The sequence below is a fragment of the Pseudomonas sp. PI1 genome (genome assembly GCF_000812405.1).
In the GTDB taxonomy this organism is placed as follows: domain Bacteria; phylum Pseudomonadota; class Gammaproteobacteria; order Pseudomonadales; family Pseudomonadaceae; genus Pseudomonas; species Pseudomonas citronellolis.
On sequence record NZ_JWMC01000022.1, the window covers coordinates 1 to 26,104 of the forward strand.

Genomic DNA, 26,104 nt, shown 5'->3' on the forward strand with positions numbered 1-26,104 from the left:
GCCGCCCGGCCCGGCGCCACCGCCGAGGCCACGCCCGAGGGCGAGATCCTGCGGCGGGTGAAGTTCCATCCGGCGGCGCGCCCCACGCTGACCCTCAAGCCCGCCGGCGGCAGCTGGGACTGGTCGCGGGCCGACGCCATGAGTCTGCGCATCCAGAGCGCCATGGACTGGGCGCTGACCCTGGAGATCGACATCGACAACCTCGACGGCACGCCCGGCCTGCACGCCAGCGTCGCGCTGCCCGCCGGCCCGGCACAGACCCTGCTGGTGCCGCTGCAGGCCACCGCGCCGCAGCTGTTCGGCATGCGCGCCGGGGTGCCGATGCCGATGAGCCTCGACGGCCAGCGCGTGATCGTCGCCCCGGTGGTCACCGGCGAGCTGCAGCGCAACAAGGTCGGCGCGGTGCGCCTCTACCTGAACGCCCCGAAGGCGGCCCAGGACATCCTCGTCGGTCGCTTCGGCACCCGTTCCGGCGGCGACGAGCTGCGCAAGGCCTACACCGGCATCATCGACGCCTACGGCCAGTCCACCCGCAGCGACTGGCCGGAGAAGGTCAAGAGTGTCGAGCAACTGGCCAACGCCTGGAAGGCCGAAGGCGAGCAACTGAAGAAATGGCAGGCCCAGGCGCAGCCCACCGACACCTTCGGCGGCCTGCTGGAAGGCCCGGACTTCCAGGCCACCGGCTTCTTCCGCACGGAAAAGCGCAACGGCCGCTGGTGGCTGGTGACGCCGGACGGGCACCCGTACTGGTCCCTGGGCGTGAACACGGTGAACAGCGAAAGCAGCCAGACCTACGTCGAAGGCCGCGAATACATGTTCATCGAACTGCCCGCCGAGGGCGAGCCGCTGGCCGACTTCTACGGCCAGAGCGACGACCGCGACGGCGTCGGCGCCCAGCAGGGCAGGGCCTTCGGCCACGGCCGCTGGTACGACTTCTACGCCGCCAACCGCTACCGCGCCACGGGCGGGCTGAGCGGCCAGCCGGCCGCCGACGCCTGGCTGGAGCGCACCCTGGCGCGCCTCGACGCCTGGGGCTTCAACGGCCTGGGCAACTGGAGCCAGCCGGCCTTCGCCGGCGCCTCGCGGATACCCTACAGCCTGCCGCTGGCCATCGGCGGCGACTACGCCACGGTCAGCACCGGCTACGACTGGTGGGGCGCCATGCCCGACCCCTTCGACCCGAAATTCGCCATGGCCGCCGAGCGCGCCATCGCCATCGCCACCCGCGACCACCGCGAAGACCCCTGGCTGCTCGGCTACTACGCCGACAACGAACTGGCCTGGGCCGGGCAGGGCAGCGAGCCGCGCAACCGCTACGCCCTGGCCTTCGGCACCCTGGCGCTGTCCACCGACAGCCCGGCCAAGCGCGCCTTCATCAAGCAGCTCAAGGACAAGTACCACGAGCACGAGGCCCTGGCCGCAGCCTGGGGCGTCGAGCTGGGCGCCTGGGAAGACCTGGACGCGCCGGGCTACCAGGCCCCCGAAGTGCAGGCCGAGCACCCGGCCATCGAGCAGGACTACAGCGCCTTCCTGCGCCTGTACGCCGACCAGTACTTCAAGACCCTGCGCGACTCCCTCAGCTGGCACGACCCCAACCACCTGCTGCTGGGCGGGCGCTTTGCGGTGAACACCCCCGAGGCGCTGGCCTCCTGCGCGCAGTATTGCGACCTGCTGAGCTTCAACCTCTACGCGCCGACGCCGCAGCAGGGCTACGACGCCGCCTACGTGCGCAGCCTCGACAAGCCGGTGCTGATCAGCGAGTTCCACTTCGGCTCCCGCGACCGCGGGCCGTTCTGGGGCGGGGTTTCCGAGGTGTACAACGAGCAGCAGCGCGGCGAGCGCTACCAGCAGTTCCTCGCCGCCGCGGTGAAGGACCCGCAGATCGTCGGCGCGCACTGGTTCCAGTACCTCGACCAGCCCGCCAGCGGCCGCCTGCTCGACGGCGAGAACGGCCACATCGGCCTGGTCGGCATCACCGACCTGCCGTTCGCCGGCTTCATCGACGCGGTGCGCAAGGGCAACCAGCAGGTGATGAAGACCATGCTGGAAGAGGCCCGCGCCGCCGCCAAGGCGGCGCCCGAGGCACCGACCCCGCGGGTCGATCCGGACGCTACCGCCAGCGCCGCGCCGGAAGCGCCGGCGGTGCAATAGAGCGGCATTCGCCGCGGCCATGATGGCCGCGGCCCTACCCTGGTCGGGTTCACAAGCCGGCAGGGGGCTGGAAGAATGCGTCTTTCGCCCACAGCCCGGAGTGCCCCATGACCCTGCAAGGCCATTGCGACAGCCGCTTCACCCCCGTAGCCGACGCCTTCGCCGCGCTCTTCGAGGACCCGCAGGAGCGAGGCGCCGCGCTGTGCATCCAGGTCGGCGGCGAGACCCTGGTGGACCTCTGGGCCGGCAACGCCGGCAAGGACGAAGGCCAGGCCTGGCAGGCCGACACCATCCTCAACCTGTTCTCCTGCACCAAGACCTTCGCCGCGGTGGCCGCCCTGCAACTGGTGGGCGAGGGCCGCCTGGAACTGGACGCCCCGGTGGCGCGCTACTGGCCGGAGTTCGCCGCCGCCGGCAAGCAGGCCATCACCGTGCGCCAGTTGCTCTGCCACCGCGCCGGGCTGCCGGCGCTGCACGAGATGCTGCCCGCCGAGGCGCTGTACGACTGGCAGGCGATGACCGCCGCGCTGGCCGCCGAAACGCCCTGGTGGACGCCGGACAGCGAGCACGGCTACGCGCCCATCACCTACGGCTGGCTGATCGGCGAGGTGATCCGCCGGGTGGATGGCCGTGAGCCCGGCACCGCCATCGTCGAGCGCACCGCCAGGCCCCTGGGCCTGGACTTCCACATCGGCCTGGACGACGCCGAGTTCCCCCGCGTGGCGCACGTCGCCCGGGCCAAGGGCAACCTCGGCGACGCCGCGGCGCAGCGCCTGCTGCGCACAATGATGAGCGAGCCGAACGCGCTGACTACCCGCGCCTTCACCAACCCGCCGTCGATCCTCACCAGTACCAACAAGCCCGAGTGGCGGCGCATGCAGCAGCCGGCCGCCAACGGCCACGGCAATGCCCGCGCCCTGGCCGGTTTCTACGACGGCCTGCTGCAGGGCAAGCTGCTGGATGCCGCGCTGCTCGCCGAGCTGACCTGCGAGCACGCCCGCGGCGAGGACCGCACCCTGCTCACCGGCACCCGCTTCGGCCTGGGCTGCATGCTCGACCAGCCGGAACTGGCCAACGCCACCTACGGCCTCGGCCCGCAGGCCTTCGGCCACCCCGGCGCCGGTGGCTCGGTGGGCTTCGCCGACCCCGAGCGCAGCCTGGCCTTCGGCTTCGTCACCAACACCCTCGGCCCCTACGTGCTGATGGACCCGCGCGCGCAGAAGCTGGCGCGCATCGCCGGCGACTGCCTGTAGGAGCCCGGGCCAGACGCCGCGCAGCGGCTGGCCGACGAAGCGGCGGAACCTTCCGCCGCGGCTCCGCTCGAATGGCGACTTCATGGGGAAACCGCGCCGTGGTTCGCCGCGGTTTTTCCCCCGCTGCTACGGCCGGGGTTCCACCGCTCGTCAGTTGAAGAGCAAAATACCCATTTCCCTTAGTAAGTTATGTTCGAATCTTGATTCGCGACATTAACTTGTGTCCGTCCCTGTTGCCCAAGACCGTCCAATGGAATTCCGCCCATGAGACTGCTCAAGCTTTCCACCCTGACCCTCTGCGTCACCCTCGGTGCCTGCAGCCACTTCCAGTCCCAGGACGCCGCCGCGCCGGCGCCCAGCCAGGCCAAGGCCGACGGCGGCAACCACTGGTGGTGGCCGTTCGGTAACAGCGCAGCCAGCGCCCAGGCCGAGACCAAGGCTCCCGCCGCGGTGCCCAAGCCGGTGGTGGCCCAGGTGGACGCGGCCACCGACAAGTCCGCCGGCGGCCACTGGTGGTGGCCCTTCGGCGATTCCGCCTCGGCCCAGGCCAAGGCGGAAAACCCGGTGGCCGCGCCCAGCGCCCAGGACACCAAGGCCTGGCTGGACCAGCACGAAGCCGCCGTGCGCGCCGCCGTGGCCGGCAGCAAGTTCAGCGTCGAGCGCCGCGACAACGCCCTGGTGCTGACCGCGCCGGTGGACGGCTCCTTCAATCCCAAGCGCCAGGAACTGCTGCTGCCGATCACTCTGGCGCCGCTGGCCAACGTCGCCAAGATCGTCGAGAAGGACCCGCAGGCCGGCGTGTTCATCCTCGGCCACAGCGACAGCAGCGGCGACAAGGCGGCCAACGACAAGGTCAGCCAGCAGCGCGCCGTGGCCATCGCCGCGATCTTCCGCCTGAGCGGCCTGGGCAACGACCGCCTGCGCTACAAGGGTGTGGGCGACGCGCAACCGATCGCCGACGACAAGACCAAGGCCGGCCGCGCCAAGAACCGCCGCGTCGAAGTCATGCTGACCCCGCGTGGCGGTCTGCTGGCCCTCGCCCAGAGCAACTGAAGCAGCGCGGCGCTTGTCGCCGGTCAAGCAATCTCGCCTGCCACTGGTTAAGCTAATGCACTGGCTTTTTCGAGGAGACGACGATGGCCCAGACCCTGGTCGACATGCGCCGCGAATACACCCGGGACGGACTCAACGAGGCTCAGGCGCCCGCGGAGCCCTTCGTACTGTTCCAGCAATGGTTCGAGGACGCGGTGAAGACCGAGCAGCTGCCGGTCGAACCCAACGCCATGACCCTGGCCACGGTGGACGCCGACGGCCAGCCGCACTGCCGGGTGCTCCTGCTCAAGGGGCTGGATGACCGCGGCTTCACCTTCTTCAGCAACTACGACAGCGCCAAGGGCGACCAACTGGCGGCCAACCCGCGCGCGGCCATGACCTTCTTCTGGCCGGCGCTGGAGCGCCAGGTGCGCATCGAAGGCCGGGTGGAGAAGGTTTCGCCGGAAGAGTCCGACGCCTACTACCGCGTGCGCCCGCTGGGCAGCCGCCTGGGCGCCTGGGCCTCGCCGCAGAGCCGGGTGATCGGCAGTCGCGAGGAACTGGAGCGGATGCTGGCGGAAACCGAGAAGCGCTTCATGGACGTCGCCCCGCACTGCCCTGACCACTGGGGCGGCTACCGCCTGCTGCCGCAGCGCATCGAATTCTGGCAGGGCCGCCCGAGCCGCCTGCACGACCGCCTGAACTACCGCCTGGTCGACGGCGCCTGGCAGCGCGAGCGCCTGGCGCCCTGATCCCGCACGGTGCTTTTCGTAGGATGGGTTGAGCTTGCGAAACCCATGCGGTCACGGTGATGGGTATCGCTTCGCTCAACGCCATCCTACGGCGGCTCGTACAAAGCTCCGCGCCCTTCCATGTAGGAGCGCGCCCTGCGCGCGATTCGCGGGCAGGGCCCGGCGGGCACGGCTTCTCGTAGGAGCGAGCTTGCTCGCGAACAGACTTCGCTGCGGGGCTCATTCGCGAGCAAGAACTAGGCGTCCCCCTCGATCCTACGAAGAGCGCTCCGGCATGAGTCCGAGTGGGATACGGCCAAGGTCAAGCGGCGCATAACGCCGTAGGCGTTATGCGCCCTACGGGGAAACCCTGGGTAATGCGGTGTAGGATTCCTCCTCTCGCCTTGCCCACGGACTCACCCATGAAACTCGTCATCGCCCCCGACTCCTTCAAGGAAAGCCTGTCCGCCCCCGAGGTCGCCGCCGCCATCGCGCGGGGCTGGTCGCGGGCGCGGCCGCTCGACGAGATATTGCTGCGGCCCATGGCCGATGGCGGCGAGGGCACTGTGGATGCGGTGCTGGCGGCCACCGGCGGCGAGCGCCGCGAATGTGCGGTGCGCGGGCCGTTGGGCGCGCCGGTACAGGCCCATTGGGGCTGGCTGGAGGAGGGCGCCGCGGTGATCGAGATGGCCGCCGCCAGCGGTCTGCACTGGGTCGCCCCGCAGCAGCGCGACGCCACCCGCACCACCAGCTACGGCACCGGCGAGCTGATCCGCGCGGCGCTGGAGGCCGGCGCGCGCAAGATCATCCTCGGGCTCGGCGGCAGCGCCACCAACGACGGCGGCATGGGCCTGCTGCAAGCCCTGGGCGTGCGCTTCCTCGACGAACGCGGCGAGCCCCTGGGCGACGGTGGCGCGGCGCTGGCCGGGTTGCATGCGATCGACCTGGCGGGCCTGGACCCGCGCCTGGCTGGGGTCGAAGTGGAAGTCGCCGCCGACGTGAACAATCCGCTGTGCGGCGAGCAGGGCGCCTCGGCGGTGTTTGGCCCACAGAAGGGCGCCAGCCCCGAGCAGGTCCGCCAGCTCGATGCCGCGTTGGCGCGCTACGCCGAAGTCGCCGCGCTCACCCTCGGCCAGGACCATAGCCTGTTCCCCGGTGTGGGCGCGGCGGGTGGCCTGGGCTTCGCCGCACGGGCCTTCCTCAGGGCGCGCTTTCGTCCCGGCGTGGAACTGGTGGCCGAGGTCTCCGGCCTCGCCGAGGCGCTGCGGGGCGCGGACCTGGCGATCACCGGCGAGGGCCGCCTGGACGAGCAGAGCCTGCACGGCAAGACGCCCATCGGCGTGGCTCGGCTGGCACGGGAGGCAGGGGTTCCGTTGATCGCCCTGGCCGGCAGCCTGGGCAAGGGCTATGGCCGCCTGCACGAGGCGGGCATCGCCGCGGCCTTCAGCCTGGTCCCGGGGCCGATCAGCCTGGCCGAGGCCATGGCCGGCGCCGCGGGCGAACTGGAGGCGCGCGCCGAGGAGCTGGCGCGGCTGTGGAGCCTGGCTCAGCCGGCGCGATAGTCGTCGGCGGCGCGCTGTAGCCAGGCCGGCAGCTCGCTGCGCGACACGCCTTCGTCGCGGGCCAGTTGCAGGCACTGCAGCAGGTACTCGCGCTTGTGCGGGTCGTCGCCGGCCAGCGACAGCGCCAGGTCGCGGTCCATCCAGCGGCGGATGCGCACGAACAGCCACCAGTGGAAGTACAGGCCGGCGGCGGTGGTGACGACGATGATGAAGTAGTCCATGGGCCTTCCTCGTGGGGATGCTGACCTTACCCCAGGCGGGGTGGGGGAATGAACGCGCGCTTTTGCCGCAGCTGTAGGACGAAGCTGTACGGCGGCTGAATCGAACGAAAACTTTGACCTGGCCGGCGTGACAGCAAGTGGCGCGGCAGAGTCTAATATTCACATATCTATCCGGAGGTTCCCGTATGCGTAAATCCGCCTTCCTGCTCGCCGGTTTCACTGCAGTGGCCCTGGCCCTCGGCGGCTGCCAGTCCAGCCTGACCGGCGACACCTACAGCCGTGACGAGGCCCGCACCGTGCAGAACGTGCGCTGGGGCACCATCGAAGCCCTGCGTCCGGTGAAGATCGAGGGCACCAAGACGCCGATCGGCGCCGCGGCGGGCGCCGCCGTGGGCGGCATCGGCGGCAGCGCCATCGGTGGCGGCAAGGGCAGCTACGTGACCGCCATCATCGGCGCCGTGGCCGGCGGCCTGCTGGGCGCGGCCACCGAAGAGGGCCTGACGCGCACCCAGGGCGTGGAGATCACCGTCCGCGAAGACGACGGCAGCTCCCGCGCCTACGTGCAGGAAGTCGACCAGGGCGCGATCTTCCGCGTCGGCGAGCGCGTACGCATCCTGACCGTCAACGGCACCAGCCGCGTCTCCCACTGATCGGCCCGCTCTGCCCACCCGGGCGGCGGCCTTTCCTGGCGCGCGACACCGGTTTCCGGTGTCGCGCGCTATCGTTTCCGGGTAGCGCTTTTTCCCGCGCCCAGCCTTTCGTAATAGTTCTATCCAAGACGCGCATTCGATAGATATGGATAATCGCCCGGTTCCATGGCTTTCCTGGTAAGTCAGCCATGTCTGAAGGATTAAGGAGAAGGTGATGATGCTGGCGCTGTTGATCGCGCTGCCTTTCCTGGGCTGTTGCCTGCCGGCGCTGTTCGAGCGCCTGGGCCGCAACGCCTGCGCCGCGGCGGCGGCCGTCGCGCCCTTGCTGGGCCTGGGGATTCTGTTCGGCCAACGCGGCGTGCTCGGCGGCGAGCGCCTGCTGGCGCGCTACGACTGGCTGCCGGAGCTGGGCCTGAACCTCAGCCTGCGCCTGGACGGCCTGGGCTTCCTGTTCGCCCTGCTGATCCTCGGCATCGGCCTGCTGGTGATCCTCTACGCCCGCTACTACCTCTCCGAGCGCGAGCCCACCGGGCGCTTCTACGGCTTCCTGCTGCTGTTCATGGGTTCCATGCTCGGCGTGGTGCTCAGCGAGAACCTGCTGCTGATGCTGGTGTTCTGGGAGCTCACCAGCCTGTCGTCGTTCCTGCTCATCGGTTTCTGGAGCCACCGCTCCGACGCCCGCCGCGGCGCGCGCATGGCCCTGGCGGTTACCGGCGGCGGGGGCCTGGCGCTGCTCGCCGGCATCCTGCTGATCGGCCAGGTGGTGGGCAGCTTCGAGCTGAGCGACGTGCTCGCCGCGCGCCAGGTGCTGCAGGCCAGCGCGCTGTTCCCGCTGATCCTGGTGCTGGTGCTGCTGGGCGTGTTCACCAAGTCGGCGCAGTTCCCCTTCCACTTCTGGCTGCCCCACGCCATGGCGGCGCCCACGCCGGTGTCGGCCTACCTGCACTCGGCGACCATGGTCAAGGCCGGGGTGTTCCTGCTGGCGCGCCTGTACCCGGCGCTGGCCGGCAACGACCTGTGGTTCTACCTGGTCGGCCTGACAGGCCTGGCGACTCTGCTGCTGGGCGCCTTCCTGGCGCTGTTCCAGAACGACCTCAAGGGCCTGCTGGCCTACTCGACCATCAGCCACCTGGGCCTGATCACCCTGCTCTTCGGCCTGGATTCGCCCATGGCCAACGTCGCGGCGATCTTCCACATCATCAACCACGCCACCTTCAAGGCCTCGCTGTTCATGGCCGCGGGGATCATCGACCACGAGACTGGCAGCCGCGACATGCGCCGCATCAACGGCCTGTGGAAGTACATGCCGCACACCGCGGTGCTGGCCATGGTGGCTTCCGCGTCCATGGCCGGGGTGCCGCTGCTCAACGGCTTCCTCAGCAAGGAGATGTTCTTCGGCGAGACCCTCTCGCAGAACATGGCCGGCGCCTTCAACTGGCTGATCCCGACCCTTGCCACCGTGGCCACGCTGTTCTCGGTGGCCTATTCGGTGCGCTTCATCCACGACGTGTTCTTCAACGGCGAGCCGGTCGACCTGCCGAAGACGCCCCACGAGCCGCCGCGCTACATGAAGGTGCCGGTGGAGGTGCTGGTGGGCCTGTGCCTGCTGGTGGGCATGGCCCCGGCCTGGACGGTGGCGCCGCTGCTGTCGGCGGCCGCCTCGGCGAGCCTGAACGGCGCGCTGCCGGCCTACAGCCTGGCGATCTGGCACGGCTTCAACGCGCCGCTGGCGATGAGCCTGATCGCGCTGGTCGGCGGCATCGCCCTGTACCTGCAGCGGCGGCCGCTGTTCGCCTGGTTCGCCGGCCTGCCGGCGGTGGATGCCAAGGCGGTGTTCGAGGCGCAGGTGCAGCGCTTGGTACGCTTCTCCAGTGGGCTCACCGGGCTGCTGGAGAACGGTTCGCTGCAACGTTACGTGCTCTGGCTGCTGCTGGCCGCGGTGGTGGTGGTCTGCGCCGGCCTGGCGGGCCTGCCCGCGCTGGCCGGCAGCCGCGCCTTCGTCGAGGTCGATGCCGTCACCGCCCTGTGCCTGGCGCTGCTGGCCCTGGCCGGGCCGCTGACCGTGGTGTTCCACCGCCAGCGCCTGGTGGCGCTGGTGCTGCTGAGCATCGCCGGGCTGCTGGTGGCCCTGGCCTTCGCCCGCTTCGCTGCGCCGGACCTGGCGCTGACGCAGCTGGCGGTGGAAGTGGTGACCATGGTGCTGCTGATGCTCGCGCTCTACTACCTGCCGCAGCGCACGCCGAAGGAAAGCAGCAGCCTGCGTGGCCTGCGCGACTTCCTGGTGGCGCTGGCCTGCGGCGTGATGGTGGCGCTGCTGGCCTACGCGGTGTTCAGCCGGCCCTACGACAGCATCGCCGGCTACTACCTGCAGCACAGCGTTTCCGGCGGCGGCGGGCACAACGTGGTGAACGTCATCCTGGTCGACTTCCGCGGCTTCGACACCCTGGGCGAGATCAGCGTGCTGGCCATCGCCGCGGTGGGCATCTTTGCCCTGCTCGACGGCCTGCGCCTGCCGCGCCGCGCCCGCGACGCCGAGGGCCTGGCCTGGTCGGCCGACGTCCACCCGCCGATCCTCGCCACCCTGGCCCGGCTGCTGCTGCCGCTGGCCCTGCTGGTGGCGGTGTTCATCTTCCTGCGCGGGCACAACCTGCCGGGCGGCGGCTTCATCGCCGGGCTGGTCACCGCGGTGGCGCTGATCCTCCAGTACATCGCCTGCGGCAGCCGCTGGGTGCATACCCGCCTGCCGCTGAACTACTCGCGCACGGCCGGCCTGGGCGTATTCGTCGCCGGCCTCACTGGCCTGGGCAGCTGGGCCTTCGGCTATCCCTTCCTGACCTCGTCCTTCGGCCACTTCCAGCTGCCACTGGTGGGCGAGTTCGAGCTGGCCACGGCCATGCTCTTCGACCTGGGCGTCTACCTTACGGTGGTGGGCGCGACCCTGCTGATCCTCGCCGGCCTCGGCGAGCTGAACGCGCCGCCGCAGCCGGCGCCGGCCAAGGAGGCCCGCTGATGGAAGCGCTGTTCGCCATCACCCTCGGCCTGCTCACCGCCAGTGGCGTGTACCTGCTGCTGCGGGCACGCACTTTCCCGGTGGTGCTGGGCCTGACCCTGATCTCCTATGCGGTGAACCTGTTCCTCTTCGCCATGGGCCGCCTGGCCGGCGAGCCGGCGGTGCTGGGCCAGGTGGCCAACCCCGGCGACCCCATTCCCCAGGCGCTGGTGCTGACCGCCATCGTCATCGGTTTCGCCATGACCGCCTTCGTCATCGTCCTGGCCCTGCGCGGCCTGGCCGAGACCGGTGACGACCACGTCGATGGCAAGGCGCGGGAGGACGGCGAATGAATCACCTGCTGATTGCGCCAGTCCTGCTGCCGCTGTTCGCCGGCTGCCTGCTGCTGCTCGTCGGCCACGCCTCGCGCGCCGCGCGGGGCATCTCGCTGCTGGCTACCCTGGCGCTGCTGCCGCTGGCCGCGCTGCTGCTGCAACAGGCCGCCGGCGGCCAGGTGCAGTTCTACGCCCTGGGCAACTGGCAGCCGCCGTTCGGCATCATCCTCGTGCTCGACCGCCTGAGCGCGCTGATGCTGCTGGCCAACGCGGTGCTGGCCAGCTTCGCCCTGGTCTATGCGCTGCGCGGCGACGACCGCCGCGGCAAGCACTTCCACGCGCTGTTCCAGTTCCAGCTGCTCGGCCTCAACGGCGCCTTCCTCACGGGCGACCTGTTCAACCTCTTCGTGTTCTTCGAGATCCTGCTGATCGCCTCCTACGCGCTGCTGTTGCACGGCGGCGGGGCAGGGCGGGTGCGCGCCGGGGTGCACTACGTGGTGCTCAACCTGGTGGGCTCGGCGTTCTTCCTGATCGCCGTGGGCACGCTCTATGGCGTCACCGGCACCCTGAACATGGCTGACATGGCCGTCCGCGTAGCCCAGCTGGGCGCGGCCGACGCGCCCCTGGTGCGCGCGGCGGCGCTGCTGTTGCTGGTGGTGTTCGGCCTCAAGGCGGCGCTGCTGCCGCTGTACTTCTGGCTGCCGCGGGCCTATGCCGAAGCCAGCGCGCCGGTGGCGGCGCTGTTCTCGATCATGACCAAGGTGGGCATCTACTCGATCCTGCGGGTGTACACGCTGATCTTCGGCGACCACGCCGGCGAGCTGGCCAACCTGGCCCAGGCCTGGCTGTGGCCGCTGGCCCTGGCCGGCATCCTGGTCGGCACCTTCGGGGCGTTGGCGGCCACCCGTCTGCAGGGCCTGCTGGCCTACCTGGTGGTGGTTTCCGCCGGCACCCAACTGGCGGTGCTGGCGCTGGGCTCGGCGCAGTCCCTGGCGGCGCTGCTGTTCTACCTGCTGCACAGCACCTGGGTGGTGGGCGGGTTGTTCCTGCTCGCCGACCTGATCGCCCGCCAGCGCGGCGACAAGGCCGGGCAACTGGTGCAGGGCCCGGCGTTGCTGCAGCCGCAGCTGCTGGGCGCGCTGTTCTTCGTCGGCGCCATCGCGGTAGCCGGTTTGCCGCCGTTCTCCGGCTTCTTCGCCAAGCTGCTGATCCTGCGTTCGGCCAGCGGCGGCGAGGCGCTGGCGCTGTGGGCTGTGGTGCTGGGCAGCGGCCTGCTGGTCACCGTGACCCTCAGCCGCGCCGGCAGCACGCTGTTCTGGAACACCGGGCGCAGCGTCCTCGGCAACGCCGAGCGTGACCCGCTGCGCCTGCTGGCTGCGGTGGCGCTGCTGGCCTCGGCGGTGCTGCTGGTGTTGTTCGCCAAGCCGCTGCAGGCCTACCTGCAGGCCACCGCCGAGCAGTTGCTGGATGTCGACCTCTATCGCCGGGCGATCCTGGCCGGAGGTGGCGCATGATCCGCCGCCTGCTGCCGCATCCGCTGCTCAGCCTGTGCCTGCTGCTGGGCTGGGTGCTGCTGGTCGACGACTTCTCCTTCGGCCACTGGCTGCTCGGCGCAGTGCTCGGCCTGGCGCTGCCGCTGCTGTGCCGCGACATGCTGCTGGCGCCGCTGCGCATCCGCCGCCCGGGCCTGCTGCTGCGCTTCATCGGCCTGGTGCTGTACGACATCGTGGTGGCCAACCTGCAGGTCGCGCGCCTGGTGCTCGGGCCCACCGGCAAGCTGCAGCCGGGCTTCGTCGAGGTGCCGCTGGAGCTGCGCGAGGACTTGCCCATCGCCATCCTCGCCAGCGTCATCACCCTGACCCCCGGCACTGTCTCCGCCGACCTCAGCGCCGACCGCCGCAGCCTGCTGGTGCACGGCCTGGACGTGCCCGACCCGCAGGCCCTGGTGGCGGACATCAAGGCGCGCTACGAGGCGCCGCTGAAGGAGGTGTTCGAATGCTCGCCTACGTGATCCCGCTGTGCCTGGCGCTGATCGCCCTGGCCCTGCTGCTGACGGTGGCGCGCCTGGTGCGCGGGCCTAGCGCGGCTGACCGCATCCTGGCGCTGGACACCCTGTCGGTGGAGGCCATCGCGCTGATCCTGCTGTACGGCCTGTGGAGCGGCAGCGGCCTGTACTTCGAAGCGGCGCTGCTGATAGCGGTGATGGGCTTCGTCAGCACCGTGGCGCTGTGCAAGTTCCTGCTGCGTGGAGACATCATCGAATGAGCCTGTTGGTGGAAATCCTCGTCAGCGCGCTGTTGCTGGGCGGCAGCCTGTTCGCCCTGCTCGGCGCCGTGGGCCTGTACCGCCTGCCGGACTTCTACACGCGCCTGCACGCGCCGACCAAGGCCTCGACCCTCGGCGTGGGCGGCGTGGCGCTGGGCTCGCTGCTGTACTTCAGCACCAGCGGCAACGGTGTGAGCCTGCACGAGGTGCTGATCACCCTGTTCCTGTTCATCACCGCGCCGGTCAGCGCCCACCTGCTGGCCAAGGCCGCCATGCAGGCGCGCCTGCCGCGCACCCCGCGTACCCGCGGGGAGCCTTGGGAGTAGGGCTTCCGGCTGCGCCGGGGTGCTCTTCGTAGGATGGGTTGAGCCTTGGCGAAACCCATGCGGTTGCGCTGATGGGTATCGCTTCGCTCAACACCATCCTACGGGTCTCGTGCTTGCCGGAGGGGGTAGGGACCTTGTCCGCGATAGCCGGAGGTTCCGGCGATGAGATCCGCCTACGCTGCCCCACCCACGCCATTCCCTGTAGGAGCGCGCCCTGCGCGCGAAATCGCGGACGGAGTCCGCGCCTACGGGCGGGAGAGACGCTGGCGCGGGCCATTACAGTTTTCCCCCGGCGCTGTGCCTGTCGGCCACCCGCGGCGCGCTTCTATACTGCGGGGATTCATTTCCTGGAGCGTCCCGTGCAGCAGTCCCGGCCCTTCGCCCTGGCATGCCTGGTCCTGGCCATGGCGTTGTGGGGCAGTTCCTTCATCGCGCTGAAACTGGCCTTCGCCGAATGGCCGGCGATGTGGGTGATCTTCGCCCGCATGGCCATCGGCAGCCTGATCTTCCTCGCTGCCTGGCGCTGGCGCGGGCGGATGGACTACCAGGCGGGCGACTGGAAGTACCTGGTGGGCCTGGCGGTGTGCGAGCCGTGCCTGTACTTCGTCTGCGAATCCTTCGCCCTGCAGTACACCAGCGCCGCCCAGGCCGGGATGATCACCGCGCTGCTGCCGTTGCTGGTGGCGGTCGGCGCCTTCCTCCTGCTGCACGAGCGCATCGCCCGCAACACCTGGGCCGGCTTCGCCCTGGCGGTGCTCGGCGCGCTCTGGCTGACCCTCGCCGGCGAGCCTGACCAGCACGCGCCTCAGCCGCTTCTGGGCAACTTCTTCGAACTGCTGGCGATGGTCTGCGCCACCGGCTACACCCTGCTGCTCAAGCACCTGTCGGCGCGCTACTCGCCCTTCATCCTGACCGCCATGCAGGCCTTCATCGGCTCGGTGTTCTTCCTGCCCCTGGCTGCCCTCAGCTCCGGCGTGCCGCCGGCGCCCAGCGGCCAGGGGCTGTTCGCCCTGGTCTACCTGGGCAGCGTGGTCACCGTCGGCGCCTACGGCCTGTACAACTTCGGCGTCAGCCGGCTGCCGGCGAGCCAGGCCACCGGCTTCATCAACCTGATCCCGGTGTTCACCCTGGTATTCGCCTGGCTGCTGCTGGGCGAGCGTCTGAACGGCCAGCAGTTGCTGGCCGCCGGCCTGGTGTTCGCCGGCGTCGCCCTCAGCCAGTGGCGCAGCGCCACGCCCGCGCCCGCCGGGGTGCTCGACTGACCGAACGAGGAACCGCCCCATGTCCATCGACATCCGTGACTGGACCCGCGAAGCCATCCGCATCATCGAGGCGGACTTCCAGCGCAGCGCCGACACCCACCTGATCCCCCTGGAGGCGCCGGGCCTGCCCGGCATCGACCTGTACTTCAAGGACGAATCCAGCCACCCCACCGGCAGCCTCAAGCACCGCCTGGCGCGCTCGCTGTTCCTCTATGCGCTGTGCAACGGCTGGCTGAAGCCGGGGGCGCCGGTGATCGAGGCTTCCAGTGGCTCCACGGCGATCTCCGAAGCCTACTTCGCGCGCCTGCTGGGGCTGCCCTTCATCGCCGTGGTGCCGGCCAGCACCTCGAAGGAGAAGATCGCCCAGATCGCCTTCTACGGCGGCCGCAGCCACCTGGTGGACGACCCCACGCAGATCTACGCCGAGTCCGAGCGCCTGGCCCGCGAGAGCGGCGGGCACTTCATGGACCAGTTCACCTACGCCGAGCGCGCCACCGACTGGCGGGCGAACAACAACATCGCCGAGTCGATCTTCCAGCAACTGCGCCACGAGCGCTTCCCCGAGCCGGCCTGGCTGGTCTCCAGCCCCGGCACCGGCGGCACCCTGGCCACCCTCGGGCGCTTCGCCCGCTACCGCCGGCACCAGACCCGCGTGCTTTGCGCCGACGCCGAGCGCTCGGTGTTCTTCGATGCCTATCGCACGGGCGACCGCAGCCTGACCCTGGACTGCGGCTCGCGCATCGAGGGCATCGGCCGGCCGCGGGTGGAGGCGTCCTTCCTGCCGGCGGTGCTCGACGCCATGGTCAAGGTGCCCGACGCCTGGTCGCTGGCGGCCATGCACTACCTGGCGCAGCGCCTGGGCCGGCGCGTCGGCGGCTCCAGCGGGACCAACCTGGTGGGCGCGCTGCTGGCGGCGCGGAGCATGCTCGATCGCGGCGAGTCCGGTTCGATCGTGGCGATCCTCTGCGACGGCGGCGAACGTTATGCGACCAGCTACTACGACCCGCTGTGGTTGATCCAGCAGGGCTTCCAGCTGGAGCCGATGATCGACGCGGTGCGCGCCTGCGTGGAGCAGGGCAGCGCACTGCCGGAGGCGTTGCCGGCGCTGGGGTTGTGACGGGCCGGTTTATTCCTGGTAGGCGGCGCCGGGGTAGGCGCAGCCGCGCATGACCTTGTCGTCCAGGCGCAGCTCGGCGGTGAGGTTGTTCACCGCGCCGCTCATGCTGTTGACGCAGCGCGCCGGGGCCACCCACAGCTCCAGCTTCTCGCCGTTGGCCTCGGTGGAATAGCTGCTGCTGCCGCCGGGCACGCTTTCCACCACGTAGGGCAGCACCTGGTCCGGCTGCCCCGGGCGCTGCAGCAGCAGGCCCTGGGCGTTGACCATCACGCTCCAGCCCGGCTCGTTGCCGCCGGCCTGGACGATGGTCTGCCTGAAGTTGGGGTCGTCGCAGCCATGGCCCTCGTTCTGCAGGCGGTACAGCGAGCGCACCTCGAACTTGCCGTCGGTGTTGCTGGCCTGGCCGCCGGAATAGGCACCGCGGGCGTCGATGAACAGCTTGCCGGCGCCGTCGGCGAACAGGTCGCGGGACTCGCGGGCCACGGCGCTGTCGGCGCCGTCCACCAGGTTGAAGCGGCGCTGCTCGTTGCACGGCCGCAGCACCAGGCCGCCGTCCTCGCGGGTGACCTCGCCCTGTACCCGCGTCGGCGCATCCTGGCGGGTGGGCTCGGGCTTCCACACCTGGCAGGCGGCGAACAGGGGCAGCAGGGCATAGAGGAAGAGACGGGCTTGGCGCATGAGATAGGGCTCCCGGAAAAATGCGCCCACGTTACCGAGCCAATGGCACCTGCTCAAGGGCTACAGTGGTAGGGACAGTCGCAAAAGGAGGCATCCGATGATTCGCTACAAGCGCGCCTACGAGGCTCCGGCCGCGGAGGACGGCTACCGGGTCCTGGTGGACCGGCTCTGGCCCAGGGGCATCAGCAAGGAGGAGCTGCACATGGACGAATGGCTCAAGGACGTGGCGCCGTCCACCGAGCTGCGCCAGCGTTTCCACCACGATCCCGGCCTGTTCGAGGAATTCCGCCGCGCCTACCACGCCGAACTGGCGGCGCATCCGGAGCACTGGTGGAAGCTGCTGGGCATCGCCGGCAAGGGCGAGCTGACGCTGCTCTATGGCGCGAAGGATACCGAGCACAACAATGCGCGGGTGTTGGCGGAGTTTCTCGAGGACGAGATGGAAAGGGTGGGGGAGGGGAGTTCGCCGGTGTGTTATGCGGGGAAGAAGGAGTGAGGGGGTTGGCTTTTCGTAGGAACGAGGGGGACGCCTAGTTCTTGCTCGAATCCTCAAGAGCGCCCTCTCCCTAACCCTCTCCCTGAAGGGAGAGGGGACCGTTGGGCAGACACGGATGTTCTGGAGTTAGCCGGTAACACCGAAAGCTACCGGCTGAAACCTGACCCTCTCTCGGCACGGACAAGCCCCCTCTCCCTTCAGGGAGAGGGCTGGGGAGAGGGGACGGCGTCAACCCCAAACACCGAAGCCACCGGGTAACTCTGTTCGCGAGCAAGAACTAGGCGTCCCCCTCGCTCCTACAAGTAGCAAGTAGCCAGCCGCCCCCCACTCACCAAACCTTGTAGACCCGCCCCGTCTCCGCCCCCTCCACACTCCGCGCGAACCCCAGCGCCGCATCCGCCGCCGGCACCGGCTTGAAGCCGCGGAAGAACGGCCCGTAGCCCGCCATCGACTCCACCAGCACGTTCGGGCTCACCGCATTGATCCGCTGCCCGCGCGGCAGTTCGATGGCGGCGCTGCGCACGAAGCCTTCCACCGCTGCGTTGACCAGGGTTGCCGAGCTGCCCTGGCGGATCGGCTCCTCGCTGAGGATGCCGGTGGTCAGGGTGAAGGAGGCGCCGTCGTTGGCGTAGCGGCTGCCGATCAGCACCAGGTTGACCTGGCCCATCAGCTTGTCCTTCAGGCCGACGGCGTACTCGGCTTCGCCCATCTCGGCGAGCGGGGCGAAGCGCACCTTGCCGGTGGCGCTGACCAGGGCGTCGAAGGGGCCCACCTGCTCGAACAGGGCGCGGATCGAGGCGCTGTCGGTGATGTCCACCCGCAGGTCGCCGCTGCTGCGGCCGACGCGGACGATCTCATGGCGCTGGCCCAGTTCGCTGGCCACGGCCTGGCCGAGGGTGCCGCTGGCGCCGACGAGGATGATCTTCATGCTGACTCCGGGAGTGAGTGGGTGACGGAGCCAGTCTAGGGACGTATTTTGTTGAGATAACCGGGGTAATCGGCAACCTGTCGTTTTCGTGGGGAAACAATCATGGGCGAACTGGAAGACCTCTCGGCCTTCGCCGTGCTGCTGGAATGCGGCAGCTTCACCCGCGCCGCCGAGCGCCTGGGCTGCAGCAAGGGGCAGTTGTCCAAGCGCATCAGCGCCCTGGAGCAGGCCCTGGGCGTGACCCTGCTGCACCGCACGACGCGAAGCCTGGCGCTGACCGCCGCCGGCCAGGCGCTGCTGCCCGAGGCCCAGGCGCTCAACGCCCAGGCGGCGCGGGCGCGGCAGGCGGTGGCGCGGTTGCAGGAGGAGGCGCGCGGCACGGTGCGCATGAGCGTGCCGGTGTCCCTCGGCGAGACCTTCTTCGACGCCTGGCTGGTGGAGTTCTCCCGCATCCATCCGGGCATCCGCCTGGAACTGGACCTGGCCAACGAGCGCCGCGACCTGGTGGCCGAGGGCTTCGACCTGGCGATCCGCTCCGGCGTCGGCGGCGACGAGCGCCTGGTGGCGCATCCGCTGTTCGCCCTGCAGGAGCTGACCTGCGCCACCCCGGCATACCTCGCCGCCCACGGCGAACCGCAGCGGCCGGCGGACCTGGCCGGGCACAACTGCCTGCTCAACACCCACTACCCGGGCCCCGGACCGTGGCTGTACCAGCGCCAGCACGAGCTGTTCCGCGTGGAGGTCGGCGGGGTGCTGGCGAGCAACCATTACACCCTGCTGAAGAAGGCGGCGCTGGCCGGCGTCGGCATCGCCCGGCTGCCGTCCTACATGCTCCAGGACGAACTGGCCGACGGCCGCCTGCGCTGGTTGCTGCGCGACTACCAGACGCGCAGCACGCCGGTGTTCCTGGTGCACCCGTACCAGGGCGGGCTGCCGCGGCGCACGCAACTGCTGGTGGACTACCTGCTGGCCTGGTTCGAGCGCGCCCGCCAGCGTCTGCTGCAACTTCAGGGCTGAAAACGGCTTCGTTCAGCTTCGTTCAGTGCGGGTTCAGCTGGAGTTCAGGGGGTGTTCAGTGACGAGGGAATAGGCTTTGTCCATTCCCTTAGTGACCGTCCGCGAGGACCCGAGCATGAAAAACCCGACCTTGAAAGCCTCCCGCTCCCTGCTGCTCGCCGCCTTCGTCGGCAGCGCCCTGGTGCTGTCCGGCTGTGCCTCGAACCTGTCCGGCAGCAGCTATTCCCGCGCCGATGCCCGCGCGGTGCAGAGCGTGCGCATGGGCACCATCGAATCCCTGCGCGCGGTGCAGATCGAAGGCACCAGGACGCCGATCGGCACCCTGGCCGGCGCCGCCGTTGGCGGTATCGCCGGCAGCGGCATCGGGGGTGGCCGTGGCGCCGCAATCGCCACCGTCCTCGGTGGCGTCGCCGGTGGGGCCGCCGGCTCGGCGCTGGAAGAGGGCCTGACGCGTACCCAGGGCGTGGAAATCGTGGTCCGCGAGGACGACGGCATGTCCCGCGCCTACGTCCAGGCGGTGGATGCCGGCCAGCGCTTCCGCGTTGGCGACCGCGTTCGCATCATGAGCGTCAACGGCGCCAGCCGCGTGACGCTCTGAGCCGCCGTGCAGGAGGCACAGTCATGAACAAGGCACTGATCCTGCTGGCGGCGTTGCTGCTGGCGCCCGCCGCCTGGGCCGGCGAGGGCGATTCCTGGTACCTGCAGACCAGCGTGTTCACCCGGCACTGGAACCACGACCCGCAACACAACAACCACCAGGACCTGATCGGCGTCGAGCGCAACCGCGACGATGGCTGGGTGTGGGGCGGCGCGACCTTCCGCAACTCGTTCCGCCAGCGCTCCAACTACGTCTACGCCGGCAAGCGTTTCGACCTGGACGACTCGCCGTTCTACTTCAAGGTCACCGGCGGCGCCATCCAGGGCTACCGCGGCGAGTACCGCGACAAGATCCCGCTCAACCGCTACGGCGTGGCGCCGGCCGTCATTCCCTCGGTCGGCGCCCAGGTCGGCCGCTTCGCCAGCGAGTTCGTGGTGCTGGGCAACTCGGCCGGGATGCTCAACCTCGGGGTGCACCTGTAGCGGCGCGCCCCGTTCAGCCGGCGGTTTCGGCCAGGGCGGCGTCCAGGGTGTCGATCAGCAGGTCGGCGTGTTCCTGCTCGAAGGCCAGCAGCGGGCGGATCTTGAGGATGTTCTCCTGCGGGCCGGCGGCGCTGATCAGCACGCCGCGCTCGCGCATGGCGTTGACCACCCGGCGCGTCTGCGCGGCGGCCGGGGCCTTGCTGGCGCGGTCGGCGACCAGCTCCACGCCGAGGAACAGCCCGGCGCCGCGCACGTCGCCGATCAGTTCGTGGCGCCGGGCCAGGCGCTGAAAGCCTTCGCGCAGGTAGGTGCCGAGCCGTTCCGAGCGCTGTTGCAGGCCTTCCTCGCGGATCACGTCGAGCACCGCCTGGCCGGCGGCGCAGCTCACTGGGTTGCCGCCGAAGGTGTTGAAGTAGCGCACGCTGCGGCCGAAGCTTTCCAGTACCTCGGGGCGGGCGACCACGCCGGCGATGGGCTGGCCGTTGCCCATGGGCTTGCCCAGGGTGACCAGGTCCGGCTGCACGCCGTGGCGCTGGAAGCCCCACATGCGTTCGCCGGTGCGGGCGAAGCCGCTCTGCACTTCGTCGGCGATGTAGAGCAGGCCTTCGCTGCGGGCCACGGCCACCGCCTCGGCGAGGACGCCGATGGGGCCTGCGAACACGCCGTCGCTGGCGAAGATGCCATCCACCAGCAGCGCGGCGGGCTCGATGCCGTTGGCGCGCAGGTCGGCGATGGCGGCGCGCACGTCCTCGGCGAAGATTCGTGCGACGTTCTCCGCGCCCAGCCGGTAGGCGTCCGGCGCGCGCACGGTGCGCGCGTGGGCGGGCAGGGTGATGCCGCTGCCCAATGCCGGCGAGAGTTCGGAAATGTCGCCGGTGACGCCGTGGTAGGCGAAGCGGGTGACGATCACCCCGCTGCCGCCGGTGTGGTGGCGGGCGATGCGCAGGGCCAGGTCGTTGGCCTCGCTGCCGGTGCAGGTGAACATCACCTGGCCGAGTTCGGCGGGGAAGGTGGACAGCAGGTCCTCGGCGTAGTCGAGGATGCCTTCCTGCAGGTAGCGCGTGTGAGTGTTCAGCAGCGCCGCCTGGCGGGCGATGGCCTCGACCACCCGCGGGTGACAGTGGCCGACCGAGGCGACGTTGTTGTAGGCGTCGAGGTAGCGCCGGCCCTGCTCGTCGTAGAGCCACACGCCCTCGCCGCGCACCGTGTGCAGCGGGCGCTCGTAGAACAGCCGGTAGGCCGGGCCGAGCAGGCGCTCGCGGCGCTCGATCAGGCTGCGTTCCTTGTCGCTCAGGCGCTCGGCGTCGGCCGGGCTGTAGCCATTGGTCATGGTCATGCGGGGGACTCCTCGTGGCAGGCGCGGGCGATGCGTTCGCGCGCCTCGGATCGGGACAGCCCGGCCAGGCCCTGCAGGCTGGCGCGGGCCTGGCGGGCGTTGCGCAGGATGTAGTCGCGGTTCTCCGGGTGCAGGCTGGCGCGCCAGGCGGTGATGCCCAGGGTGAGCACCAGGCGGGTGGCCATGAGGTCGCAGAGGATGTCCTGCTCGGCTTCCAGCAGCGGGTTGCGCGCGTGATAGGCGGCGATGAACTCCAGGGCCGGGGCCAGCACGTCGCCCTCGCTGCCCAGCTGGTAGGCGGCGGCCACGCCGAGGTCGTTGACCAGCGGGGCATGGACCATGTCGCCGAAGTCGAGGATGTTGCGCAACTGCTCGGGGTGCGCGGCGTCGACTATCACGTTGTGCGGGTTGAGATCGTTGTGGATCACCTGGGCGCGCAGCGTCGGCAGGCGCGGCAGGGCGTGTTCCTCGAAGTTGTCCAGGGCGCGCTCGACCAGGGCGCGCAGTTCCTCATCGTCGATGTGCCGCAGCAGCGGGCGCAGGCGCTGGGCGTGCTGCAGGTCCCAGAGCAGTTCGTGGCCGGAGGCCGGGTGCTGGTAGCCGTGCAGGGCCAGGTCCAGGCGCGCCAGGGCTTCGCCCAGGTTGCGCCGCAGCGCCGTCGAGCGCTGGGGCACGCGGTGCAGCGGCAGGCCTTCGACGAAGGACATCAGCCGCGCCAGCATGCGCTGGCCGTCCACTTCCACCCAGGTCTGGTACTGGCCGTCGAGGGCCGGATAGACGCGCTGCACCGGCAGGTCCGGGTCGGCCTGCTGGACGCGCAGCAGGGCGCGGTTGTGGAAGTCCACCACCTGTGGGTCCTCCAGCGGGTGGGACAGCTTGAGCAGGCGGCTGGCGCTGTCGTGGGCGCCGATCTGGAAGTTCAGGTCGCGCTCCCCGGCCAGGCGTTGCAGCGGGCCTTCCAGGCCGAAGCAGTCGCGGGCGATGGCCGCGGCCTGGTCCGGCGTGACCTGGGCGGGCGCGGCTTCCAGCAGGGGATCGTGGGCGAGGGCGGTCAGCGGCATGCGCGGGGGCTCCGGTTCTTGTCGTGCTTGTCGTTCTTGTGGGGCTGGCGGCCATTAAAGCATAAAGAAAATATGATGCATCATATTTTATTCGGTGGCCGATTGCGTCATCATCGAACGCACTCCGCAAGCCCGAATGGATGGACACGCACATGAGCGAACCCAGGACCCTGCTGCTCACCGGCGCCAGCCGCGGCATCGGCCACGCCACCGTGAAGCACTTCAACACCGCCGGCTGGCGGGTGTTCACCGCCTCGCGCCAGGACTGGGTGGCCGAATGCCCCTGGGCCGAGGGGCTGCTCAACCACATCCACCTGGACCTCGAGGACATCGCCAGCGTCGAGGCCGCCCTGCCAGCCATCCGCGAGAAGCTCGGCGGCCGACTGGACGCCCTGGTGAACAACGCCGGCATTTCGCCCAAGGGCCCGGAAGGCCAGCGCATGGGTGTGCTGGAGAGCGACTACGGCACCTGGCTGAAGGTGTTCAACGTCAACCTGTTCTCCACCGCGCTGCTGGCCCGCGGGTTGTTCGAGGAGTTGAAGGCGGCCCAGGGCAGCATCATCAACGTCACCTCCATCGCCGGCTCGCGGGTGCACCCCTTCGCCGGCGTCGCCTACGCCTCGTCCAAGGCCGCGCTGGCGGCGCTGACCCGTGAGATGGCCTACGACTTCGGCCGCCACGGCGTGCGGGTGAACGCCATCGCGCCGGGGGAGATCGACACCTCGATCCTGTCGTCGGGCACCGAACTGATCGTCGAGCGCGACATCCCCATGCACCGCCTGGGCAAGCCGGAGGAGGTCGCCTCGCTGATCCACTTCCTGTGCACCCAGGGAGCTTCGTATGTGAACGGCGCGGAAATCCACGTCAACGGCGGCCAGCACGTCTGAGCCGGTGGCTGGCAATTCGCCGGCGACCGCCGCATCATCGCGCCCGGAATAGCACGAGGAGCCCATGAACTATCCCATCGACGGCCTCAACCACGCCTACCTGGGCAGCGGCGTCTACGCGCTGCTGCGCGAGGCGCTGATCACCGGACGCTTCCAGCCCGACGACCGCCTGCGCATCCGCGACCTGGCGCAGCAGCTGGGCACCAGCGTGACGCCGGTGCGCGACGCCATCCTGCAACTGGCCAAGGAGCAGGCCCTGGTGCTGCGCACGCCAAGGGACATCCGCGTGCCGGTGTTGAGCCGCGAGCAGTACCTGGAAATCCGCAGCATCCGCGTGGCCCTGGAGGGCCTGGCCGCCGAGACCGCGGCCAGCCGCGTCACGCCCGCGCAACTGGCGATGCTGGAGAAGAACATCCGCGACAACCTCGCGGCCATCCACGCCGACGACCTGGTGGCGGCGCTCAAGCTCAACCAGGCCTTCCACTTCGCCCTCGCCGAGATCGCCGGCATGCCGCTGCTCAAGGGCTTCCTCGACAGCCTGTGGATGCGCACCGGGCCGCTGATCGCGCGGACCTACGGCAGCTTCAACGAACGCATGGCGGTGGAGCACCACTGGGAGGTGCTGCACGCGCTGCAGCAAGGCGATGGTGCCGCGGCGCGAGTGGCCATCTGCGCCGACCTCACCGATGGCAGTCAGAAGATGCTGGAGTTCCTCGCCCAGCGCGAAGAGGACGAGGCGCGGGCGGCGGGGTGAATCCCCCCATGGGAATGGCGCGGGTGGGGCAGCGTAGGAGCGGATCTCATCCGCGAACCGCGCCGGTGGGTCCGGCTATCGCGGACAAGGTCCGCTCCTACTCGCGAACGGTGTTTACCGGCGGCAACTGTGTTTCGGATTGACTCCGCTCCCTCTCCCCAACCCTCTCCCTGAAGGGAGAGGGGGCTGTCCGTGCGACCGGGGAGGGAGGTTTCATCCTGCCGTTTTCGCAGCTCCGCAGAGGGCGCAGTCGTAGGATGGGTTGAGCGAAGCGATACCCATCGCCATGCATGGCCGCGCGCCGGCCTTTTCGGTCATGCCATTCCAATGTAGGAGCGCGCCCTGCGCGCGATTCGCAGGCAGGGCCTGCTCCTACGCTACAGGCGTGCACGGCTTTTCGTAGGAGCGAGCTTGCTCGCGAACAGATTCCGCTGCGGCACCTAAGGCGATGGGGCCGCAGTCCAGTCCTCCAGGCGCAGCCCCGGCACTCGCTCGAATTCGCGCAGGTTGTTGCTGACCAGGATCAGCCCGCGGGAACGGGCGTGCCCGGCGATCATCTGGTCGTAGGGGCCGATGGGCTTGTCGATTCGCGCCAGTTCGGCGCGCAGTTGCCCGGTGTGGGCCGCCGCGTTGCCGTCGTAGTCGAGCACTTCCAGGCGTGCGGCGAAGCCTTCGACGATGCCCAGGTCGTGTTCCGGCATGGAGGACTTCTCGGCGCCGTATATCAGTTCCATCAGCGTCACCGAACTGATCGCCAACTGCCCATGGTGCTGGTTGAAGGCCTCGCGAACGACTTGCGGCTTGTTCTTGATGGTGAAGATGCAGATGTTGGTATCGAGCATGAACTTCAGCATCAGAACCCCTCGCGTTCCTGTTCCGCCGGTTGCTCGCGCTCGCTCATGAAGTCGGCGCTGACGTTCTCGCCGTCGAACCAGCTGTCCCAGCTCTCCCCGGCCGGGGTGAGGATGCGGGTTCGGCCGATGGCCACGACGTCTACGCGCTTCACGTCTTCAGGCAGCGCGACGGCCTTGGGCAGGCGCACGGCCTGGCTGCGGTTGCTCTGGAATACGGCGCCTTGTTCCATGCTCGGCCTCCGGGAAGGGGAGGTTCCATGGTAAGGCGAACTTGGGATATGTCAACGGGATATACCAGGCTTCAATCGTAGGATGGGTTGAGCGGAGCGATACCCATCGCCAGGGCTCAAACCATCCTGCGAAGAACCAAAGAAAAACGGCCCCGAAGGGCCGTTTTCTCTTGCCGCAAGAGGCTCAACCCCCCAGGTAGGCGTCGCGTACCTTGGGGTTGACCAGCAGGTTGGCGCCGGTGTCCTGCATCACGATGTGGCCGTTCTCCAGCACGTAGCCGCGGTCGGCGAGCTTCAGCGCCTGGTTGGCGTTCTGCTCGACGAGGAAGACGGTCACGCCTTCGCTGCGCAGCTGTTCGATGATGTCGAAGATCTGCTGGATGATGATCGGCGCCAGGCCCAGGGACGGTTCGTCGAGCAGCAGCAGCTTGGGCTTGCTCATCAGCGCGCGGCCGATGGCGAGCATCTGCTGCTCGCCGCCGGACATGGTGCCGCCGCGCTGGCTGAAGCGTTCCTTCAGGCGCGGGAACAGGCCCAGGACGCGGTCCATCTGCTCCTGGTAGTCGCCCTTGCTGGTGAAGAAGCCGCCCATGGCCAGGTTTTCCTCGACGGTCAGGCGGGCGAATACCCGGCGGCCTTCGGGGACCACCGCGATGCTCTTGCGCATGATGTGCGAGGACTCCTGGCCGACCAGTTCCTCGCCGAGGTACTTGATGCTGCCGGAGGCCGCCCGCGGCGAGCCGCAGAGGGTCATCAGCAGGGTCGACTTGCCGGCGCCGTTGGCGCCGATCAGGGTGACGATCTCGCCCTGCTGCACTTCCAGGCTGACCTCGTGCAGGGCCTGGATCTTGCCGTAGAAGGTGGAGACCTTGTCGAACTTCAGCATGGC

The 26,104-nt window shown here is 69.5% G+C and carries 28 protein-coding genes; 20 read left to right on the forward strand and 8 right to left on the reverse strand.

Going from position 1 to position 26,104, the window contains the following annotated elements; translation table 11 throughout:
* The 5 genes from RN02_RS09000 to RN02_RS09020 all read left to right on the forward strand — a co-directional run.
* Nucleotides 1-2,151, forward strand: a 2,151-nt coding sequence (locus RN02_RS09000; protein WP_052267680.1) for a beta-galactosidase, incomplete at its 5' end; no start/stop codon positions are given.
* Between the two features lie 107 nt (nucleotides 2,152-2,258).
* A complete protein-coding gene (locus RN02_RS09005; RefSeq protein WP_043314158.1) occupies nucleotides 2,259-3,404 on the forward strand; it encodes an EstA family serine hydrolase in 1,146 nt (381 codons plus the stop codon).
* Nucleotides 3,405-3,668: 264 nt separating this feature from the next.
* The gene (locus tag RN02_RS09010; protein ID WP_043314159.1) at nucleotides 3,669-4,457 is read left to right on the forward strand and encodes an OmpA family protein; all 789 of its coding nucleotides are present in this window, start codon (nucleotides 3,669-3,671) and stop codon (nucleotides 4,455-4,457) included.
* A gap of 83 nt (nucleotides 4,458-4,540) precedes the next feature.
* Nucleotides 4,541-5,188: a pyridoxamine 5'-phosphate oxidase gene (gene pdxH / locus RN02_RS09015; protein WP_043314160.1), complete on the forward strand. Its 648-nt coding sequence runs from the start codon at nucleotides 4,541-4,543 to the stop codon at nucleotides 5,186-5,188.
* A gap of 401 nt (nucleotides 5,189-5,589) precedes the next feature.
* Entirely contained in the window at nucleotides 5,590-6,729 is a 1,140-nt protein-coding gene (locus tag RN02_RS09020) for a glycerate kinase (protein ID WP_043314161.1), read from the forward strand.
* Here RN02_RS09020 and RN02_RS09025 read toward each other — a convergent pair.
* The gene (locus tag RN02_RS09025) at nucleotides 6,714-6,950 is read right to left on the reverse strand and encodes a hypothetical protein (protein WP_009620668.1); all 237 of its coding nucleotides are present in this window, start codon (nucleotides 6,948-6,950) and stop codon (nucleotides 6,714-6,716) included. The two genes, RN02_RS09020 and RN02_RS09025, sit on opposite strands and share 16 nt — an antisense overlap.
* Nucleotides 6,951-7,135: 185 nt before the next feature.
* Here RN02_RS09025 and RN02_RS09030 point away from each other — a divergent pair, with 185 nt between their 5' ends.
* The 9 genes from RN02_RS09030 to RN02_RS09070 all read left to right on the forward strand — a co-directional run bounded on the left by RN02_RS09030 (nucleotide 7,136) and on the right by RN02_RS09070 (nucleotide 15,894).
* A complete protein-coding gene (locus tag RN02_RS09030; RefSeq protein ID WP_009620666.1) occupies nucleotides 7,136-7,600 on the forward strand; it encodes a glycine zipper 2TM domain-containing protein in 465 nt (154 codons plus the stop codon).
* 214 nt (nucleotides 7,601-7,814) lie between these two features.
* A complete protein-coding gene (locus RN02_RS09035; protein WP_043314162.1) occupies nucleotides 7,815-10,610 on the forward strand; it encodes a monovalent cation/H+ antiporter subunit A in 2,796 nt (931 codons plus the stop codon).
* On the forward strand, nucleotides 10,610-10,942 hold the full coding sequence (locus RN02_RS09040; RefSeq protein ID WP_009620662.1) for a Na+/H+ antiporter subunit C: 333 nt from the start codon (nucleotides 10,610-10,612) through the stop codon (nucleotides 10,940-10,942). Before RN02_RS09035 ends, RN02_RS09040 begins: the two co-directional genes overlap by 1 nt.
* Nucleotides 10,939-12,438 carry a monovalent cation/H+ antiporter subunit D gene (locus RN02_RS09045; protein ID WP_043314163.1) on the forward strand — a complete coding sequence of 500 codons (1,500 nt, stop codon included), beginning with the start codon at nucleotides 10,939-10,941 and terminating at the stop codon, nucleotides 12,436-12,438. The genes RN02_RS09040 and RN02_RS09045 overlap by 4 nt, the downstream gene beginning before the upstream one ends.
* The gene (locus RN02_RS09050) at nucleotides 12,435-12,935 is read left to right on the forward strand and encodes a Na+/H+ antiporter subunit E (protein WP_043314164.1); all 501 of its coding nucleotides are present in this window, start codon (nucleotides 12,435-12,437) and stop codon (nucleotides 12,933-12,935) included. The genes RN02_RS09045 and RN02_RS09050 overlap by 4 nt, the downstream gene beginning before the upstream one ends.
* The gene (locus RN02_RS09055; protein ID WP_043272521.1) at nucleotides 12,920-13,189 is read left to right on the forward strand and encodes a K+/H+ antiporter subunit F; all 270 of its coding nucleotides are present in this window, start codon (nucleotides 12,920-12,922) and stop codon (nucleotides 13,187-13,189) included. Before RN02_RS09050 ends, RN02_RS09055 begins: the two co-directional genes overlap by 16 nt.
* Nucleotides 13,186-13,515 (forward strand): Na+/H+ antiporter subunit G, encoded by a 330-nt coding sequence (locus tag RN02_RS09060; protein ID WP_043314165.1) that lies wholly within the window; start codon nucleotides 13,186-13,188, stop codon nucleotides 13,513-13,515. Before RN02_RS09055 ends, RN02_RS09060 begins: the two co-directional genes overlap by 4 nt.
* Before the next feature lie 359 nt (nucleotides 13,516-13,874).
* Nucleotides 13,875-14,777 (forward strand): DMT family transporter, encoded by a 903-nt coding sequence (locus tag RN02_RS09065; protein ID WP_043314166.1) that lies wholly within the window; start codon nucleotides 13,875-13,877, stop codon nucleotides 14,775-14,777.
* Nucleotides 14,778-14,796: 19 nt separating this feature from the next.
* On the forward strand, nucleotides 14,797-15,894 hold the full coding sequence (locus tag RN02_RS09070) for a PLP-dependent cysteine synthase family protein (RefSeq protein WP_043314167.1): 1,098 nt from the start codon (nucleotides 14,797-14,799) through the stop codon (nucleotides 15,892-15,894).
* A 9-nt stretch (nucleotides 15,895-15,903) separates the two neighbouring features.
* Here RN02_RS09070 and RN02_RS09075 read toward each other — a convergent pair whose 3' ends face one another.
* Nucleotides 15,904-16,572, reverse strand: a complete 669-nt coding sequence (locus tag RN02_RS09075) for a COG3650 family protein (RefSeq protein ID WP_043314168.1) — start codon at nucleotides 16,570-16,572, stop codon at nucleotides 15,904-15,906.
* Between the two features lie 97 nt (nucleotides 16,573-16,669).
* Here RN02_RS09075 and RN02_RS09080 point away from each other — a divergent pair, with 97 nt between their 5' ends.
* Nucleotides 16,670-17,068 carry a DUF488 domain-containing protein gene (locus RN02_RS09080; protein WP_043272526.1) on the forward strand — a complete coding sequence of 133 codons (399 nt, stop codon included), beginning with the start codon at nucleotides 16,670-16,672 and terminating at the stop codon, nucleotides 17,066-17,068.
* A gap of 328 nt (nucleotides 17,069-17,396) precedes the next feature.
* Here the strand turns inward: RN02_RS09080 and RN02_RS09085 are convergent, their stop codons facing one another.
* Nucleotides 17,397-17,996 carry a short chain dehydrogenase gene (locus RN02_RS09085; protein ID WP_043314169.1) on the reverse strand — a complete coding sequence of 200 codons (600 nt, stop codon included), beginning with the start codon at nucleotides 17,994-17,996 and terminating at the stop codon, nucleotides 17,397-17,399.
* 102 nt (nucleotides 17,997-18,098) lie between these two features.
* Here RN02_RS09085 and RN02_RS09090 point away from each other — a divergent pair, with 102 nt between their 5' ends.
* The 3 genes from RN02_RS09090 to RN02_RS09100 all read left to right on the forward strand — a co-directional run bounded on the left by RN02_RS09090 (nucleotide 18,099) and on the right by RN02_RS09100 (nucleotide 20,093).
* Entirely contained in the window at nucleotides 18,099-19,013 is a 915-nt protein-coding gene (locus RN02_RS09090; RefSeq protein WP_043314170.1) for a LysR family transcriptional regulator, read from the forward strand.
* A 115-nt stretch (nucleotides 19,014-19,128) separates the two neighbouring features.
* Entirely contained in the window at nucleotides 19,129-19,611 is a 483-nt protein-coding gene (locus tag RN02_RS09095; protein ID WP_043314171.1) for a glycine zipper 2TM domain-containing protein, read from the forward strand.
* A gap of 23 nt (nucleotides 19,612-19,634) precedes the next feature.
* Nucleotides 19,635-20,093: a hypothetical protein gene (locus tag RN02_RS09100; RefSeq protein WP_043314172.1), complete on the forward strand. Its 459-nt coding sequence runs from the start codon at nucleotides 19,635-19,637 to the stop codon at nucleotides 20,091-20,093.
* A 13-nt stretch (nucleotides 20,094-20,106) separates the two neighbouring features.
* Here the strand turns inward: RN02_RS09100 and RN02_RS09105 are convergent, their stop codons facing one another.
* Both RN02_RS09105 and RN02_RS09110 read right to left on the reverse strand, forming a co-directional pair.
* On the reverse strand, nucleotides 20,107-21,429 hold the full coding sequence (locus tag RN02_RS09105; RefSeq protein WP_043314173.1) for an aspartate aminotransferase family protein: 1,323 nt from the start codon (nucleotides 21,427-21,429) through the stop codon (nucleotides 20,107-20,109).
* Entirely contained in the window at nucleotides 21,426-22,490 is a 1,065-nt protein-coding gene (locus tag RN02_RS09110; protein ID WP_043314174.1) for a phosphotransferase, read from the reverse strand. The genes RN02_RS09105 and RN02_RS09110 overlap by 4 nt, the downstream gene beginning before the upstream one ends.
* Before the next feature lie 152 nt (nucleotides 22,491-22,642).
* Between RN02_RS09110 and RN02_RS09115 the strand changes: the two genes are divergently transcribed.
* Both RN02_RS09115 and RN02_RS09120 read left to right on the forward strand, forming a co-directional pair.
* The gene (locus RN02_RS09115) at nucleotides 22,643-23,377 is read left to right on the forward strand and encodes an SDR family NAD(P)-dependent oxidoreductase (protein ID WP_043314175.1); all 735 of its coding nucleotides are present in this window, start codon (nucleotides 22,643-22,645) and stop codon (nucleotides 23,375-23,377) included.
* Nucleotides 23,378-23,441: 64 nt separating this feature from the next.
* Nucleotides 23,442-24,131, forward strand: a complete 690-nt coding sequence (locus tag RN02_RS09120; protein ID WP_043272533.1) for a GntR family transcriptional regulator — start codon at nucleotides 23,442-23,444, stop codon at nucleotides 24,129-24,131.
* A gap of 440 nt (nucleotides 24,132-24,571) precedes the next feature.
* Here the strand turns inward: RN02_RS09120 and vapC are convergent, their stop codons facing one another.
* The 3 genes from vapC to RN02_RS09135 form a co-directional block, all read right to left on the reverse strand.
* Nucleotides 24,572-24,985 carry a type II toxin-antitoxin system tRNA(fMet)-specific endonuclease VapC gene (gene vapC, locus RN02_RS09125; protein WP_043314176.1) on the reverse strand — a complete coding sequence of 138 codons (414 nt, stop codon included), beginning with the start codon at nucleotides 24,983-24,985 and terminating at the stop codon, nucleotides 24,572-24,574.
* Complete coding sequence (gene vapB / locus RN02_RS09130; RefSeq protein WP_009620639.1) at nucleotides 24,985-25,215, reverse strand: type II toxin-antitoxin system VapB family antitoxin; 231 nt, start codon at nucleotides 25,213-25,215, stop codon at nucleotides 24,985-24,987. Before vapB ends, vapC begins: the two co-directional genes overlap by 1 nt.
* A 184-nt stretch (nucleotides 25,216-25,399) precedes the next feature.
* A complete protein-coding gene (locus RN02_RS09135) occupies nucleotides 25,400-26,101 on the reverse strand; it encodes an ATP-binding cassette domain-containing protein (protein WP_009620638.1) in 702 nt (233 codons plus the stop codon).
* Nucleotides 26,102-26,104: the final 3 nt, after the last annotated feature.

Coding starts and splice junctions, on each gene's coding strand:
- RN02_RS09005 (WP_043314158.1), top strand. CDS start 2,259: ATGACCCTGCAAGGCCATTGCGACAGCCGCTTCACCCCCGTAGCCGAC.
- RN02_RS09010 (WP_043314159.1), top strand. CDS start 3,669: ATGAGACTGCTCAAGCTTTCCACCCTGACCCTCTGCGTCACCCTCGGT.
- pdxH (WP_043314160.1), top strand. CDS start 4,541: ATGGCCCAGACCCTGGTCGACATGCGCCGCGAATACACCCGGGACGGA.
- RN02_RS09020 (WP_043314161.1), top strand. CDS start 5,590: ATGAAACTCGTCATCGCCCCCGACTCCTTCAAGGAAAGCCTGTCCGCC.
- RN02_RS09025 (WP_009620668.1), bottom strand. CDS start 6,950: ATGGACTACTTCATCATCGTCGTCACCACCGCCGCCGGCCTGTACTTC.
- RN02_RS09030 (WP_009620666.1), top strand. CDS start 7,136: ATGCGTAAATCCGCCTTCCTGCTCGCCGGTTTCACTGCAGTGGCCCTG.
- RN02_RS09035 (WP_043314162.1), top strand. CDS start 7,815: ATGATGCTGGCGCTGTTGATCGCGCTGCCTTTCCTGGGCTGTTGCCTG.
- RN02_RS09040 (WP_009620662.1), top strand. CDS start 10,610: ATGGAAGCGCTGTTCGCCATCACCCTCGGCCTGCTCACCGCCAGTGGC.
- RN02_RS09045 (WP_043314163.1), top strand. CDS start 10,939: ATGAATCACCTGCTGATTGCGCCAGTCCTGCTGCCGCTGTTCGCCGGC.
- RN02_RS09050 (WP_043314164.1), top strand. CDS start 12,435: ATGATCCGCCGCCTGCTGCCGCATCCGCTGCTCAGCCTGTGCCTGCTG.
- RN02_RS09055 (WP_043272521.1), top strand. CDS start 12,920: ATGCTCGCCTACGTGATCCCGCTGTGCCTGGCGCTGATCGCCCTGGCC.
- RN02_RS09060 (WP_043314165.1), top strand. CDS start 13,186: ATGAGCCTGTTGGTGGAAATCCTCGTCAGCGCGCTGTTGCTGGGCGGC.
- RN02_RS09070 (WP_043314167.1), top strand. CDS start 14,797: ATGTCCATCGACATCCGTGACTGGACCCGCGAAGCCATCCGCATCATC.
- RN02_RS09075 (WP_043314168.1), bottom strand. CDS start 16,572: ATGCGCCAAGCCCGTCTCTTCCTCTATGCCCTGCTGCCCCTGTTCGCC.
- RN02_RS09080 (WP_043272526.1), top strand. CDS start 16,670: ATGATTCGCTACAAGCGCGCCTACGAGGCTCCGGCCGCGGAGGACGGC.
- RN02_RS09085 (WP_043314169.1), bottom strand. CDS start 17,996: ATGAAGATCATCCTCGTCGGCGCCAGCGGCACCCTCGGCCAGGCCGTG.
- RN02_RS09090 (WP_043314170.1), top strand. CDS start 18,099: ATGGGCGAACTGGAAGACCTCTCGGCCTTCGCCGTGCTGCTGGAATGC.
- RN02_RS09095 (WP_043314171.1), top strand. CDS start 19,129: ATGAAAAACCCGACCTTGAAAGCCTCCCGCTCCCTGCTGCTCGCCGCC.
- RN02_RS09100 (WP_043314172.1), top strand. CDS start 19,635: ATGAACAAGGCACTGATCCTGCTGGCGGCGTTGCTGCTGGCGCCCGCC.
- RN02_RS09105 (WP_043314173.1), bottom strand. CDS start 21,429: ATGACCATGACCAATGGCTACAGCCCGGCCGACGCCGAGCGCCTGAGC.
- RN02_RS09110 (WP_043314174.1), bottom strand. CDS start 22,490: ATGCCGCTGACCGCCCTCGCCCACGATCCCCTGCTGGAAGCCGCGCCC.
- RN02_RS09115 (WP_043314175.1), top strand. CDS start 22,643: ATGAGCGAACCCAGGACCCTGCTGCTCACCGGCGCCAGCCGCGGCATC.
- RN02_RS09120 (WP_043272533.1), top strand. CDS start 23,442: ATGAACTATCCCATCGACGGCCTCAACCACGCCTACCTGGGCAGCGGC.
- vapC (WP_043314176.1), bottom strand. CDS start 24,985: ATGCTGAAGTTCATGCTCGATACCAACATCTGCATCTTCACCATCAAG.
- vapB (WP_009620639.1), bottom strand. CDS start 25,215: ATGGAACAAGGCGCCGTATTCCAGAGCAACCGCAGCCAGGCCGTGCGC.
- RN02_RS09135 (WP_009620638.1), bottom strand. CDS start 26,101: ATGCTGAAGTTCGACAAGGTCTCCACCTTCTACGGCAAGATCCAGGCC.